Source organism: Streptomyces typhae, assembly GCF_009755605.1.
In the GTDB taxonomy this organism is placed as follows: domain Bacteria; phylum Actinomycetota; class Actinomycetes; order Streptomycetales; family Streptomycetaceae; genus Streptomyces; species Streptomyces typhae.
Genome location: NZ_WPNZ01000008.1, coordinates 331,457 through 345,613 on the forward strand (window position 1 = coordinate 331,457; position 14,157 = coordinate 345,613).

Consider the following 14,157-nt stretch of genomic DNA (forward strand, 5'->3'; position numbering starts at 1 on the left):
AGTGATCACGTGTCCGAGCAGCACACGCAGCACACTCCCAGGTCCCTGATCGTCAGTTTCTACGGCGCGTACGGGCGGGCCGCGCCCGGCCCCGTCGCGGTGGCCGAACTCGTCCGCCTCCTCGCGCCGGTGGGCGTGGACGCGCCGTCCGTGCGCTCGTCGGTGTCGCGGCTCAAGCGCAGGGGGCTGCTGCTTCCGGCACGCACGGCGACGGGCGGCGCGGGGTACGCCCTGTCCGGCGAGGCCCGCAAGGTCCTCCAGGACGGCGACCGCCGCATCTACGCCCCGCGCGCGGACCGGCCGGAGTCCGGCTGGGTCCTCGCCGTCTTCTCGGTGCCCGAGGCCGAACGCAGCAAGCGGCACGTCCTGCGCTCCCGCCTCGCGGGCCTCGGCTTCGGCTCGGCGGCGCCGGGCGTGTGGATCGCCCCCGCCCACCTGTACGAGGAGACCCGCCACACCCTGGACCGGCTGCGCCTTGCCCCCTACGTCGACCTGTTCCGCGGCGAGCACCTGGGCTTCACCCCCACCTCCGAGGCCGTCGCCCGCTGGTGGGACCTCGCCGCCCTCGCCAAGCAGCACGAGGCCTTCCTCGACCGCCACGAACCGGCCCTGCGCGCCTGGCAGTCCCGCTCCGACACCCCGCCCGAAGAGGCCTACCGCGACCACCTCCTGGCCCTGGACTCCTGGCGCCACCTCCCCTACGCCGACCCCGGCCTGCCCGCGGCGCTGCTGCCGGAGGGGTGGCCGGGGGCGCGGGCGGCGGAGGTGTTCCGGGGGCTCGACGGGCGGTTGCGGGAGGCGGCCGGAATCTTTGTGACGTCGGCGTGAGGTCTCAGCCCGTCCGGCGTTTGAGGACGAGGCGCGGAGCGCCGATAAGCGGGGGTCCAGGGGGCGGCAGCCCCCTGGTTACGGGGAAGGGGCGGGCCTGGGGCGCCCCGCGAGGGCCCGGCCCTCACCCTCCCAGCGAGAGCCGGGGCTTGGGCCCGTCCGTGCGGCCCGTCTGCGGCCGCCGGCTCCCGGCCCGGTACTGGACGGGCCAGGAGACCCCAGGGCCCGCATAGCCCTGCTCCGCCGCCGCGTGCAGCGTCCAGTGCGGGTCGTACAGGTGCGGACGGGCGAGCGCGCAGAGGTCCGTGCGGCCCGCCAGGATCAGGGAGTTGACGTCGTCCCAGGAGGAGATGGCGCCGACGGCGACGACGGGGACGTGCGTCTCGTTGCGGATGCGGTCGGCGAACGGGGTCTGGTAGGAGCGGCCGTGGGCGGGGCGTTCGCCGGGGACGACCTGGCCGGTGGAGACGTCGATGGCGTCGGCGCCGTGCGCGGCGAAGGCACGGGCCACGGCGACCGCGTCGTCCGCCGTGGTGCCGCCTTCCGCCCAGTCCGTCGCGGAGATCCGGACGGTCATGGGGCGGGACGCGGGCCACACGTCGCGTACGGCGTCGAAGACCTCCAGGGGGAAGCGGAGCCGGGCGTCGAGCGAGCCGCCGTAGGCGTCGGTGCGGTGGTTGGTGAGCGGGGAGAGGAAGCTGGAGAGGAGATAGCCGTGGGCGCAGTGGAGTTCGAGGAGGTCGAAGCCGCAGTCTGCGGCCCGCCGGGCCGCGGCGGTGAACTCCTCGCGCACGGCGGCGAGCCCGGCCGCGTCCAGGGCCTCGGGGATCTGGCTCGTGGGCCCGTACGGGAGGGCCGAGGGGGCGACGAGCGGCCAGTTGCCGGTGGGCAGGGGCTCGTCGATGCCGTCCCACATCAGCTTCGTGGAACCCTTGCGGCCGGAGTGGCCGAGCTGGACGCCGAGGGCCGTGCCGGGCGCCCGGGTGTGTGCGAAGTCGACGATCCGGGTCCAGGCGGCGGCCTGTTCGTCGGTGTAGAGGCCCGCGCAGCCGGGGGTGATGCGGCCGTGGCTGCTCACGCAGACCATCTCCGTCATGACGAGGCCCGCCCCGCCGAGTGCCCGCGCGCCCAGGTGCACCAGGTGGAAGTCGCCGGGCACGCCGTCCTCGGCGGAGTACATGTCCATGGGGGACACGACGACGCGGTTGCGCAGTTCCAGGTCGCGCAGGCGGAAGGGCGTGAACATGGGGGGCGTCCCGGGCAGGCAGCCGAAGTCCCGCTCCACGGCTTCGGTGAAGTGCGCGTCGCGCAGGCGCAGGTTGTCGTGCGTGACCCGGCGGCTGCGGGTGAGCAGGTTGAACGCGAACTGCCGGGGCGGCTGGTCCAGGTACAGCGGGAGTTCCTCGAACCACTGGAGGCTGGCGTGGGCCGCGCGCTGCGTGGAGGCGACGACGGGGCGGCGCTCGGCCTCGTACGCGGTGATGGCCGCGGGCAGGTCCGGCTGCTCCTGGAGGCAGGCGACGAGGGCGAGGGCGTCCTCCACGGCGAGCTTGGTGCCGGAGCCGATGGAGAAGTGCGCGGTGTGGGCGGCGTCGCCAAGCAGGACGGTGTTGCCGTGCGACCAGCGGTCGTTGACGACCGTGCGGAAGGTGAGCCAGGAGGAGTTGTTGGAGCGCAGCGGACGGCCGCCGAGGGTGTCCGTGAAGAGTTTGGCGCAGCGCTCCACGGACTGCGCGGGGTCCAGGTCCGCGAACCCGGCCGCCCGCCACACCTCCTCGCGCATCTCGACGATGACGGTGGACGCGCCGGGGCCGGCTTCCGTGGCCGCCTCGTACGGGTAGCCGTGCAGCTGCATCACGCCGTGCTCGGTCTCGGCGATCTCGAAGCGGAAGGCGTCGAAGGCGAAGTCCGCGGCGAGCCAGATGTAGCGGCAGCGGTGCGGGGTGACGGTGGGGCCGAAGACGTCGGCGTGCGTCCCGCGGGTCGCGCTGTGCACGCCGTCCGCGGCGATCACCAGGTCGTACGCCGTGGCCAGTTCGGCGGCGGGCGGGGCCTCGGTGCGGAAGCGGAGGTCGACGCCGAGGTCGCGGCAGCGCTCGTGCAGTACCGCGAGCAGGGTGCGCCGCCCGAGCGCGGCGAAGCCGTGGCCGCCCGATGTGTGGCGGGTGCCGCGGTGCACGATGTCGATGTCGTCCCAGCGGACGAACTCCCGGCGCAGCGCGGCGTACACCACCGGGTCGGCGTGCTCGATGCCGCCGAGGGTCTCGTCGGAGAGGACCACGCCGAAGCCGAAGGTGTCGTCGGGGGCGTTCCGCTCCCAGACGGTGACCTCCCGCTCCGGGCCGAGCCGCTTGAGCAGGGCGGCGGCGTACAGCCCGCCGGGTCCGCCCCCGATGACGGCGACGCGGCGGGCGGCCCGCTCCGCGCCCGGCTCGGCGCGACCTTCCGCACCCGGCTCGGGGCGGCGCTCCCCGCCCGGCTCGGGGCGGCGCTCCCCGCCCGGCTCGGCGCGGTTCCCCGCACTCGGCTCGGCGTGCAGACCGGCACCGGACTCGGCGCGACGACCGCCGCCCGGCGCGGCGCGACGACCGGCACCGGACTCGGCGCGACGACCGACACCAGGCGCGGCGCGACGCCCAGCGCCGGGCTCGGCGCGACGCTCAGCACCCGACTCGGCCCCACGGCCGACACCAGGCTCGGCGCGGTCCCCCGCACTCGGCTCGGCGTGCAGACCGGCACCGGACTCGGCGCGACGACCGCCGCCCGGCGCGGCGCGACGACCGGCACCGGACTCGGCGCGACGGCCAACACCCGACTCGGCCCCACGGCCGACACCAGGCTCGGCGCGACGCTCAGCACCCGACTCGGCGCCACGGCCGACACCAGGCTCGGCGCGACGCCCCGCGTCCACGCTCACCGCCCCCGCCACTTCGGCGCTCGCTTGGCGGTGAACGCCGCGTGGAACTCGGCGTAGTCCTCGCCGTTCATCAGGAGCGCCTGGGTGGCGGCGTCCATCTCGACGGCCGCCGCGAGCGGCATGTCGAGTTCGGCGGTGAGCAGTGCCTTGGTCTGGGCGTACGCGAGGGCGGGGCCCTGGGCGAGGCGGCGGGCCAGGGCGGCGGCGGACTCGGCCGCCCTGCCCTCGTCCGTCAGCTCGCTGATCAGGCCGATCCGCTCGGCCTCGGGCGCCCGCACCGGCTCCCCGAGCATCAGAAGCCGGGTGGCGTGACCGAGCCCGACGACGCGCGGCAGCAGATAGGCGGCGCCCATGTCGCCGCCGGAGAGCCCGACCTTCGTGAACAGGAACGCGAACCGCGCCGAGGGGTCGGCGACCCGGAAGTCCGCGGCGAGCGCGAGGACCGCGCCCGCGCCCGCGGCCACCCCGTGCACCGCGGCCACCACCGGGAACGGGCACTCGCGCAGGGCCCGCACGACCTGCCCCGTCATCCGGTTGAAGTCGAGCAGCCGCGCGGTGTCCATGGCGAGCGTCGCGCCGATGATCTCGTCCACGTCCCCGCCGGAGCAGAAGCCGCGCCCCTCGCCGCCGAGGACGAGCGCCCGCACGGACCGCTCCCGCGACAGCTCGGCGAGCAGGTCGCGCAGGTCGGCGTACGCGCCGAAGGTGAGCGCGTTCAGTTTCTCGGGGCGGGCGAGGGTGACGGTCGCGACGCCGTCGTCGACCGTCAGGTCCAGATGTCGCCACTCGGGGGTGCGGGCGGCGGAGCCGGTGAAGGGACTCATACGTGCGGCCTCCTCGGGCGGGGGCGGCGGTGCCGACGGGGACGGAGCCGTACGCCCCGCCTCCCCCATGAAGTTATCACCCATCCATGACTGTCGTCATGAGTGCGCGATACGCCCGGTTCCCAGAGGCACAAGTCACCTCATTCGGCCGCATCGGCCGCGAAACCGGCCGCCGGTGGTCCCTGTTCCCGCTCCGCTTAGGATTTGTACGGTTGAAAGCAGGACCGCAGGACCGCAGGACCACACAGGAACCCCTGCCGGACCGCCTGCCCGCTGAACGGACCCGCCTTGCCCGAAGCCCACTCCCCCGCCTCGTGGCGCATCACCCTGCCGCACACCACGGCAGCGGTGCCGATCGCCCGCGCCCTGGTCCGCACGGCCCTCACGGACATCGGCTCCACGGCGGACACCGACACCGCGGAGTTGCTCACCGCCGAACTCGTCGCCAACGCCGTCGAGCACACGGCGGGCCACGACCCGATAGAGCTGGTCATCGAGTTGCTGCCGACGCTCTGCCAGGTCGAGGTGCGCGACTCCAGCCCCGTACCGCCGTACGACCTGACCGACCCGGCGACGGACGGCGCGCCGGACCCCTGGCAGGAGCACGGGCGCGGCCTGCTCCTGATCCGCACCCTCAGCTCGTCCTGCGGGCACCGCCCCACCGAGTCCGGCAAGGCGGTCTGGTTCACCCTCTCCGCGCCGGCGGACCGCTGAGCGCCACCACCGCCGCCGGCTCACCGGCGCCCTCGGTGACCTCGGTGACCTCGGTGTCCTCGGTGTCCTGGGTGTCCTGAGCGCCCTGCTCGCGCCCGAGCCGCGAGTGCCCCCGCCCGTACAGCGCGTACACGCCCGCCCCCACCGCGAGGAACACCGCGAACTGCGTCCAGGTGGACCAGCCCGTACCCCAGATCAGGTAGAGGCAGAAGCCCACGCCGAGGAGCGGGCTCAGCGGGTACAGCGGCACCCGGAACGTCCGCTTGAGCCCGGGGTGCGCACGCCGCAGCGCGAGCACCGCCACATTGACCACGGCCATGACCGCGAGCGTGCCGATGGTGGTCAGGCCGACGACCACGTCCAGGGACGAGAAGGCGGCAGGGACGGCGACGGCGGCCGCCACGATCCAGGTGCCCGCGGCGGGCGTCGCGGTCCGCGGCGAGACCCGTTCGAAGACCCGCGGCATCAGGCCGTCCCGGGACATCGACATCAGGATGCGGGTCTGGCCGTACATGACCGCGAGGACCACGGACGCGATCGCCACGACCGCGCCGAAGGCGATGACGCCGCCGCCCACGGCGGACCCGGTGACCTGGTCGACGATCAGGGAGAGCGCCGCGGGCCGGGCGGCGACCTCACCGGCGCCGAGCGCGCCGACGGCCGCGAGCGCCACGGCGACGTACAGCAGGGTCACCACGCCGATGCAGATCAGAATGGCGAGGGGGATGTTCCTGCGCGGCTCGCGCACCTCCTCGCCCGCCGTCGTCACCGCGTCGAAGCCGATGAACGAGAAGAACGCGAGCGAGGCGCCCGCCGTGACGCCGGAGGCTCCGGCGCCCGCGAACGGCGTGAGGTTGCCGTCCCGGAACGCCGTGAAGGCGACGGCGAGGAACAGCAGCAGGATGCCGATCTTCAGGACCGCCATGGCGGCGGTGGCCCGCGCGCTCTCCCGCACCCCGCGCGCGAGCAGCACCGCGGCGAGGAGGATCACCACGACCGCCGGGAGGTTGACGGCGCCGCCCTCGCCGGGGCCCGCGGACAGGGCCGCGGGGAGCCGCCATCCGGTGAGGCTGTCGAGGAGTTCGTTCAGGTACTGGCTCCAGCCGACCGCCACGGCCGACACCGAGACCCCGTACTCCAGGAGCAGGCACCAGCCGACGAGGAACGCGGTGCGTTCGCCGAGTGCCGCGTACGCGAACGAGTACGAGCTGCCCGACACGGGGATCGCACCGCCCAGCTCCGCGAACGAGAACGCGGTGAAGACGCAGGTCACGGCCGCGAGGACGTAGGAGACGGCGACCGCGGGACCGGCTTCGGCGACGCTGTCGGACAGGCCGACGAAGATGCCGGTGCCGACGATCGCGCCGACACCGAAGCAGACGAGCTGGAACAGGCCCATCGTGCGCTTGAGGCCGTGCCCCTCCAGGTCCGCGCCGGAATCGGCGACGAGGCGGGCGGGGGACTTGAGGCGGCGTCCCGGGAGGGAGCGGGAGACGGCCGGCGGGCGGTTGGGGCCCATGGGGTGGTACTCGATTCTGGTGGTGCAGGCGGTGCAGGCGGTGCGAGGTCACGCGGGTGACGCGGGTGACGCGGGTGACGCGGGTGACGCGGGTGACGCGGGAGGAGGCTAGGCGAGTGTCGCCACGAGGACCGCCTTGATCGTGTGCATCCGGTTCTCCGCCTCGTCGAAGACGACCGAGTACTCCGACTCGAAGACCTCGTCGGTCACCTCCAGGGAGGACAGGCCGTGGCGCTCGCAGACCTCGCGGCCCACCTGGGTGGACAGGTCGTGGAAGGCGGGCAGGCAGTGCAGGAACTTCACGTCGGTGTTGCCGGTGGCGCGCAGCACGTCCATCGTCACCGCGTACGGCGCGAGGTCCGCGACGCGCTCGTCCCACACCTCGGCGGGCTCCCCCATCGACACCCAGACGTCGGTGGCGACGAAGTCGGCACCCACGACGCCTTCGGAGATGTCCTCGGTGAGCGTGATCCGCGCCCCGCTGGCCTCGGCGAGCGCGCGGGCGCGGGCCACGACGCCCTCGGCGGGCCAGTACGCGCGGGGCGCCACGATCCGGACGTCCATGCCGAGCAGGGCGCCGGTGACCAGGTAGGAGTTGCCCATGTTCAGCCGGGCGTCGCCGAGGTAGGCGAAGGCGATGCGCTCCAGGGGCTCGGCGCAGTGCTCGGTCATCGTCAGGATGTCGGCGAGCATCTGCGTGGGGTGCCAGTCGTCGGTCAGGCCGTTGTAGACGGGCACCCCGGCGTGGGCGGCGAGCGCCTCGACGGTCGTGTGGGCGTCCCCGCGGAACTGGATGGCGTCGAACATCCGGCCGAGCACCCGGGCGGTGTCCCGTACGGACTCCTTCTTGCCGATGTGTGCCCCGGTGGGGTCGATGTACGTCGTGGTGGCACCCTGGTCGGCGGCGGCCACCTCGAAGGAGCAGCGGGTGCGGGTGGAGGCCTTCTCGAAGATCAGCGCGATGTTCCGCCCGCTCAGGCGCCGTGTCTCCGTGCCGGCCCGCTTGGCCGCCTTCAGCTCGGCGGCCAGGGCGAGCAGGCCGCGGAACTCTTCGGCGGTGAAGTCCAGCTCCTTGAGGAAGTGGCGGCCGGTGAGGCCGGTCGTGGCAGTCGCCATCATGGGGCGCTCCTGAGGTACACATGCGGAGAGGCGGGCGGGGGAACCCTTGAAAGTCTATACGACCTTTCACATTTATATGCAGACCTCATCCGTCCCGTATCCCGCCGGACCTCACCCGGCCGTATCCCGTATCCCGTATCCCACCGGACCTCACCCGGGCCGTATCCCGTCCCGTATCCCTCTCAGCCGACCGGCCCCCGCTCCACCGGGCAGCTCATGCACCTGGGCCCGCCCCGGCCGCGGCCCAGCTCGCTGCCGGGGATCTCGATCACTTCGAGGCCCTGCTTGCGCAGATAGGTGTTGGTGGTCGCGTTCCGCTCGTAGGCGACGACCACGCCCGGCTCGACGGCGAGCACGTTGCAGCCGTCGTCCCACTGCTCGCGCTCGGCGGCGTGCACGTCCTGGGTGGCCGTGAGGACGCGGATGCCGCCGAGGCCGAGCGCGGCGGCGATGGCGCGGTGCATGTGCTCCGGCGGGTGGTCGGTGACCTTCAACTCGCGCTCGTCGACGCCCGGCTCGATGGTGTACGAGCGCAGCATGCCGAGGCCCGCGTACTGCGTGAACGTGTCGCCGTCGACCATCGTCATGACCGTGTCCAGGTGCATGAAGGCGCGGCGCTTGGGCATGTCCAGGGCCACGATCGAGGTCGCGGACCCGGCGGCGAACAGCTTGTGCGCCAGCATCTCGACGGCCTGCGGCGTGGTGCGCTCGCTCATGCCGATGAGCACCGCGCCGTTGCCGAGGACCAGGACGTCGCCGCCCTCGATGGTGGAGGGGTAGTCGGACTGGCCCTGCGACCAGAGGTGGAAGCCCTGGCCGTGGAAGAGCGGGTGGTGCTGGTAGATCGCCTCGAAGTGGACGGTCTCGCGCTGCCGCGCCGGCCAGCGCATGGCGTTGATGGACACGCCGTCGTAGATCCACGCGGAGGTGTCCCGTGTGAACAGGTGGTTGGGCAGCGGGCGGAGCAGGAAGTCGTCCATGTCCATGCAGTGGAAGCGCACGGACGTCGGCTCGGGGTGCCGGTCCAGGTACTCGCGCTTCGTCATGCCGCCGATCAGCGCCTCGGCGAGCTCCGCCGACGGCAGCGGGTCGAAGGAGGCCCGCAGGTGGTCGGTGGCCAGCGGGCCGTACTCCTTCTCGTCGAAGACGCGGTCGAGGACCAGGAGCCGGGCCGCCGGCACGTCCAGGGCCTCGGCGAGCAGATCACCGAAGAGGTGCACCGTGACGCCGCGGTCGCGCAGCACGTCGGCGAAGCCGTCGTGCTCCTGTCTCGCCCTGCGCACCCACAGGACGTCGTCGAAGAGCAGCGCGTCCTTGTTGGTGGGCGTGAGCCGTTTCAGCTCCAGATCGGGGCGGTGCAGTATGACGCGGCGCAGCCGCCCGGCCTCGGAGTCGACGTGGAATGCCATGCCTCCATCCTCACCTGCCCGGGGCCCCGGCACGCGTGGAACTCCGACAAGTGGCGGCCGAGTGACGCCCCGCACGCGTCGTGCGGGGCGCCCCGGGCGGCGAGCGCACCGGGCCGCGGCCGTCCTGCCCGCCGGGACAGGCCCTCGGGACGGGCCCGGGAGCAGGACGGCCGCACGACCTCAGAGCCTCGGAGACCTCAGAGCCGCGGATCCACCGGCTCCGACTCCAGGGCGAGGACCGCGAACACCGCCTCGTGCACCCGCCACAGCGGCTCCCCGTCCGCGAGCCGGTCGAGGGCCTCCAGGCCGAGCGCGTACTCCCGCACGGCGAGCGAGCGCTTGTGGCCGAGGGAACGCCCGCGGAGCTTCTCCAGGTTCTCCGGCCGGGTGTACTCCGGGCCGTAGATGATCCGCAGGTACTCGCGGCCCCGGCACTTGATGCCGGGCTGTACGAGGCGTCCCTTGCCGTCGCGCACCAGCGCGCCGACGGGCTTGACGACCATGCCCTCGCCGCCGCGCCCGGTCATCTCCAGCCACCAGTCGACACCGGCGCGCACCGACTCCTCGTCGCCGGTGTCGACGTACAGGCGGCGCGTGGTGCGAAGCAGGCCCGAGCCGTCGTGCTCCACCATGCGGTCGATCAACGCCAGTTGCTCGTCGTGCGGCAGCGCGGCGAGGCTCCTGCCCTGGGCCGCGAGGATCTGGAACGGCGCGAGGTGCACGCCGTCGAGACCGTCCGTCGGCCAGCAGTAGCGGCGGTAGGCGTCGGTGAACGCGGACGCGTCCGCGGCACGTTCCCGCTGCTTGTCGAGCAGGTCCTGGACGTCGACGCCCCGCGCCGCGGCGGCCTCCAGGGCGGCGAGCGCCCCCGGGAAGACCGTGCGGGCTGCGGCGCCCACGGCGGCGTACTGCGTGCGCAGCAGGCCCTTGGCCTTCAGGGACCACGGCATCAGCTCGGCGTCGAGCAGCAGCCAGTCGGTGCCGAGTTCCGCCCACAGCCCGGCCGCGTCGACGGCGGCCCGCACCCGGGCGAGCACCTCGTCGGTGAGCGCCGCATCGTCGAGGAAGGGGCGTCCGGTGCGGGTGCAGAGCGCACCCGTGGGGCCGTCCACGCCGAAGCGGGTCCGGGCCGCGTCCGCGTCCTTGCACACCAGGACCACGGCGCGGGAGCCCATGTGCTTCTCCTCGCACACGACGCGCTCCACGCCGTCCGCCCGGTACTGCGCGAAGGCCTCCTCCGGGTGCTCCAGATAGCCCTCGCGCCGGGACGTGGCCGTCGGTGCCATGGTCGGCGGCAGATACGGCACGAGGCGCGGGTCGGCGGCGAAGCGGCTCATGACCTCCAGGGCCGCCGCCGCGTTCTCCTCGCGGACGGTGACGCGTCCGGCGTGCCGGGTCTCCACGACGCGGCGGCCGTGCACGTCGCCGAGGTCGAGCGGGCGGCCGTCGTGACCGCCGGGCGCGTCCGAGCGCAGCGGCTTCACCGGTTCGTACCAGACGCGCTCCGCGGGGACGTCGACGAGCTCGCGCTCCGGCCAGCGCAGCGCGGTCAGCCTGCCGCCGAAGACGGCGCCGGTGTCCAGGCAGATGGTGTTGTTCAGCCAGGTCGCCGCGGGCACCGGCGTGTGGCCGTAGACCACGGCGGCCTTGCCGCGGTAGTCCTCGGCCCACGGGTAGCGCACGGGCAGGCCGAACTCGTCGGTCTCGCCGGTGGTGTCGCCGTACAGGGCGTGCGAGCGCACCCGGCCCGACGTGCGGCCGTGGTACTTCTCGGGCAGGCCCGCGTGGCACACCACCAGCCTGCCGCCGTCGAGGACGTAGTGGCTGACGAGCCCGTCCACGAACTCCCGCACCCGGGTGCGGAAGTCCGGGTCGCGGGCGTCCTCCGCCTCCAGCTGCGCGATGGTCTCGGCGAGGCCGTGGGTGGGCTGGACGCCGCGGCCCTTCAGATAGCGGCCGAGCTTGTTCTCGTGGTTGCCCGGTACGCACAGGGCGGTGCCGTTCGCGACCATGCTCATGACGCGGCGCAGGACGCCGGGGCTGTCCGGGCCGCGGTCGACGAGGTCGCCGACGAACACGGCGGTGCGGCCCTCGGGGTGCGCCCCGTCGACGTAGCCGAGCTTGCCGAGCAGGGTCTCCAGCTCGCTCGCGCAGCCGTGGATGTCGCCGACGATGTCGAAGGGGCCGGTGAGGTGTCTGAGGTCGTTGTGGCGCCGTTCGGTGACGATCTCGGCGCGGTCGATCTCGGCGACGCCCCGCAGGACGTGCACCTTGCGGAAGCCCTCGCGCTCCAGGTGCTTGAGGGAGCGGCGCAGTTCGCGCTGGTGGCGCTGGATGACGCGGCGCGGCAGGCCCGCGCGGTCGGGGCGCGCGGCGTTCCGCTCGGCGCACACCTCCTCGGGCACGTCGAGGACGATGGCGACGGGCAGCACGTCGTGCCGCCTGGCCAGCTCGATGAGCTGCTTGCGGCTGTCGGACTGCACGCTGGTCGCGTCGACGACGGTGCGGCGCCCGGCGGCGAGCCGCTTGCCCGCGATGTAGTTGAGGACGTCGAAGGCGTCGCCGCTCGCGCCCTGGTCGTTCTCGTCGTCGGCGACGAGCCCGCGGCAGAAGTCGCTGGACAGGACCTCGGTGGGCTTGAAGTGCCGCCGGGCGAACGTGGACTTGCCCGAGCCGGTGGCGCCGACGAGCACGACGAGGGAGAGGTCGGTGACGGCGAGGCGGCGGGGCGGGGCGGGCGTGCCCGGGGCCGCGGTGCGAGCACCGCGCTCTCCGGATTCCACCCTGGTGGCCGCCGCGGCTATGGCTGCGGCGGCTCTGTCCGCGCCGGCTGTGTCCGCGCCGCCGGTCGCCGTGTCTGTCATAGCCACCGAGGTCGTCGAGGTCGTCATGGCCGCGTGTGCGTCGTTGCGGTCGTTCGTCATGCGGCCCGCACTTCCTTCCCGTTTCCCGTGCTGTTGCCCGTACCGTTGCCCGTGCCGTCGCTCATACCGCTGTCCGTACGCGTGAAGACCGCCATCTGCGTCGGCGGCCCCACCTCGGGGTCGTCGGGGCCGACCGGGGTGAACTCCACCGTGTACGCGTGGCCGCGGGCGACCCCGTCCGCCCAGGCCCGGAACTCCTCGCGGGTCCACTCGAAGCGGTGGTCGCTGTGCCGGACGTGGCCCGCGGGGAGGGATTCCCAGCGGACGTTGTACTCGGCGTTCGGCGTCGTCACGAGAACGGTGCGGGGGCGCGCCGAGCCGAACACCGCGTGCTCCAGGGCGGAGAGGCGGTCCGGGTCGACGTGCTCGACGACCTCGCTGAGCACCGCCGCGTCGTACCCCTTGAGGCGCTTGTCGGTGTACGCGAGCGAGCCCTGGAAGAGCGCCACGCGCTCCGCCTGGCGCTCGCCCATGCGCTCCAGCTTCAGCCGCCGGGCGGCGTCGGTCAGGGCGCGCACCGACACGTCGACACCCACGACGCGGGTGTACCGCGTGTCCTTCAGGAGCGCCTGCACCAACTGGCCCTGCCCGCAGCCGAGGTCGAGGACCCGGGTGGCCCCCGAGGCACCGAGCACGGCGAGGATCGCCTCGCGGCGCCGCACGGCGAGCGGTACGGACGGCTCCGCTTCCGGGGCGGCGTCGGTGGTAACGCTCTCGGCGACAGCCGCGTCGGTGGCGTCGTCCATGATGGCCGCGTCGTCGTCGGTGACCGCGTTGTCGATCTCGTCGACGTCCGTGTCGTCGGCGTCGGCGAGCCTGACCAGTTCGAGCCGCTCCATGGCCGTACGCGTGAGGGACCAGCGGCGCGCGAGATAGCGGCTCGTGATGAGGCGCTGCTCGGGGTGGCCCGCGAGCCAGCCCGCCCCGGCGCGCAGGAGCTTGTCGACCTCGTCGGCCGAGACCCAGTAGTGCTTGGCGTCGTCGAGCACCGGGAGCAGCACGTACAGGTGGCGCAGCGCGGCGCCGAGGGTCAGGACGCCGTCCGGCACCTCGAGCACGAGGCGCACGTACCGCGAGTCGCCCCAGTCGGGGAACCGCTTGTCGAGCGGCACCGGATCGGCCGCGACCGTCCAGCCCAGCGGCTCGAACAGCGCCCGCACCAGATCGGGTCCGCCGCGCGCGGGCAGCACGGGCACCTCCACGCGCAGCGGCAGCGGCTGCCCGGCCCGCTCGGGCAGGGCCTTGCAGAGATCGCGCAGCGCGCTGGAGAACACCGCGCCGAGAGCGACGGCGAGCAGCGAGGACGCGGCGTACGGCCGGTCGTTCACGTACTGCGCGAGCGCCGCGTCCGGGGCGCCGCCGCGGCCCTTGCCCCCACCGCCCTTGCCCTGCCGCACCAGTGCCACGGGATCCACTTCGAGCAGGAGCGCCGCCGTGCAGCGCTCCTCGGTCGCCTCGGGGTAGAAGACGTGCGCCTGCCCGTAGGACGTGGAGAACGCCTGCGCCTTGCCGGGATGCTTGTGCAGCAGGAACCCGAGGTCGGTGGCGGGGTGTTCGGGGGAACCGGTGGTGGTGAGGGTCAGGAACACGGTGGTATGCCTCGATACCTGCTCTGGGGGTGTGGTGGGTCGCGCCAAGGCCGGCGCCGACTCCTTCCGGAGCCGTGCCCAGGTCCTTCGCCAACCTGTGGGACTGCCGTGTACGCCGTGGCGCGGCCCTCTCGCAGCTGACCGTCCTCCCCCGGCGCACCTGCACAAACGTACAACGAACACCCCGAAAGCACTCATGGATTTCTCGGCGCCCGCCGCCACTCGGTCCGAGCGATTCGCTCGCAAGCCGACCCATCCGCTCGCCGGTCGCGTGCGAACTACTGGCGACGGCGGTGTTGCCGCCGCTCGCCCCG

Annotated in this window: 10 protein-coding genes; 3 read left to right on the forward strand and 7 right to left on the reverse strand. The window is 73.6% G+C overall.

All coding sequences use genetic code 11. From position 1 onward, the window contains the following. The first annotated feature begins 9 nt into the window (after window positions 1–9). Window positions 10–828 (forward strand): PaaX family transcriptional regulator, encoded by an 819-nt coding sequence (locus tag GPA10_RS17075; RefSeq protein WP_343040988.1) that lies wholly within the window; start codon window positions 10–12, stop codon window positions 826–828. A gap of 124 nt (window positions 829–952) precedes the next feature. On the opposite strand, the gene GPA10_RS17080 is transcribed toward GPA10_RS17075, so the two are convergent. Continuing rightward, entirely contained in the window at window positions 953–3,187 is a 2,235-nt protein-coding gene (locus tag GPA10_RS17080; protein ID WP_343041007.1) for a bifunctional salicylyl-CoA 5-hydroxylase/oxidoreductase, read from the reverse strand. Here GPA10_RS17080 and GPA10_RS43700 point away from each other — a divergent pair. Next, window positions 3,071–3,802, forward strand: a complete 732-nt coding sequence (locus GPA10_RS43700) for a hypothetical protein (RefSeq protein WP_343041008.1) — start codon at window positions 3,071–3,073, stop codon at window positions 3,800–3,802. The genes GPA10_RS17080 and GPA10_RS43700 overlap by 117 nt on opposite strands. Here GPA10_RS43700 and GPA10_RS17085 read toward each other — a convergent pair. Next, the gene (locus GPA10_RS17085; protein WP_058849412.1) at window positions 3,742–4,569 is read right to left on the reverse strand and encodes an enoyl-CoA hydratase family protein; all 828 of its coding nucleotides are present in this window, start codon (window positions 4,567–4,569) and stop codon (window positions 3,742–3,744) included. The genes GPA10_RS43700 and GPA10_RS17085 overlap by 61 nt on opposite strands. 273 nt (window positions 4,570–4,842) lie before the next feature. On the opposite strand from GPA10_RS17085, the gene GPA10_RS17090 reads away from it, so the two are divergent. Continuing rightward, a complete protein-coding gene (locus tag GPA10_RS17090) occupies window positions 4,843–5,283 on the forward strand; it encodes an ATP-binding protein (RefSeq protein WP_198351627.1) in 441 nt (146 codons plus the stop codon). Here GPA10_RS17090 and GPA10_RS17095 read toward each other — a convergent pair. The 5 genes from GPA10_RS17095 to GPA10_RS17115 form a co-directional block, all read right to left on the reverse strand. Further along, window positions 5,255–6,802 (reverse strand): amino acid permease, encoded by a 1,548-nt coding sequence (locus tag GPA10_RS17095; RefSeq protein ID WP_157166248.1) that lies wholly within the window; start codon window positions 6,800–6,802, stop codon window positions 5,255–5,257. The genes GPA10_RS17090 and GPA10_RS17095 overlap by 29 nt on opposite strands. 108 nt (window positions 6,803–6,910) lie before the next feature. Next, complete coding sequence (gene argF, locus GPA10_RS17100; RefSeq protein WP_157166324.1) at window positions 6,911–7,918, reverse strand: ornithine carbamoyltransferase; 1,008 nt, start codon at window positions 7,916–7,918, stop codon at window positions 6,911–6,913. A 185-nt stretch (window positions 7,919–8,103) separates the two neighbouring features. Continuing rightward, window positions 8,104–9,330, reverse strand: coding sequence for an arginine deiminase (locus tag GPA10_RS17105; RefSeq protein ID WP_058849415.1), 1,227 nt, complete (start codon window positions 9,328–9,330; stop codon window positions 8,104–8,106). Between the two features lie 197 nt (window positions 9,331–9,527). Beyond that, the gene (locus GPA10_RS17110; protein WP_246259233.1) at window positions 9,528–12,254 is read right to left on the reverse strand and encodes a polynucleotide kinase-phosphatase; all 2,727 of its coding nucleotides are present in this window, start codon (window positions 12,252–12,254) and stop codon (window positions 9,528–9,530) included. Continuing rightward, complete coding sequence (locus GPA10_RS17115; protein ID WP_343040990.1) at window positions 12,251–13,843, reverse strand: 3' terminal RNA ribose 2'-O-methyltransferase Hen1; 1,593 nt, start codon at window positions 13,841–13,843, stop codon at window positions 12,251–12,253. Before GPA10_RS17115 ends, GPA10_RS17110 begins: the two co-directional genes overlap by 4 nt. Window positions 13,844–14,157: the final 314 nt, after the last annotated feature.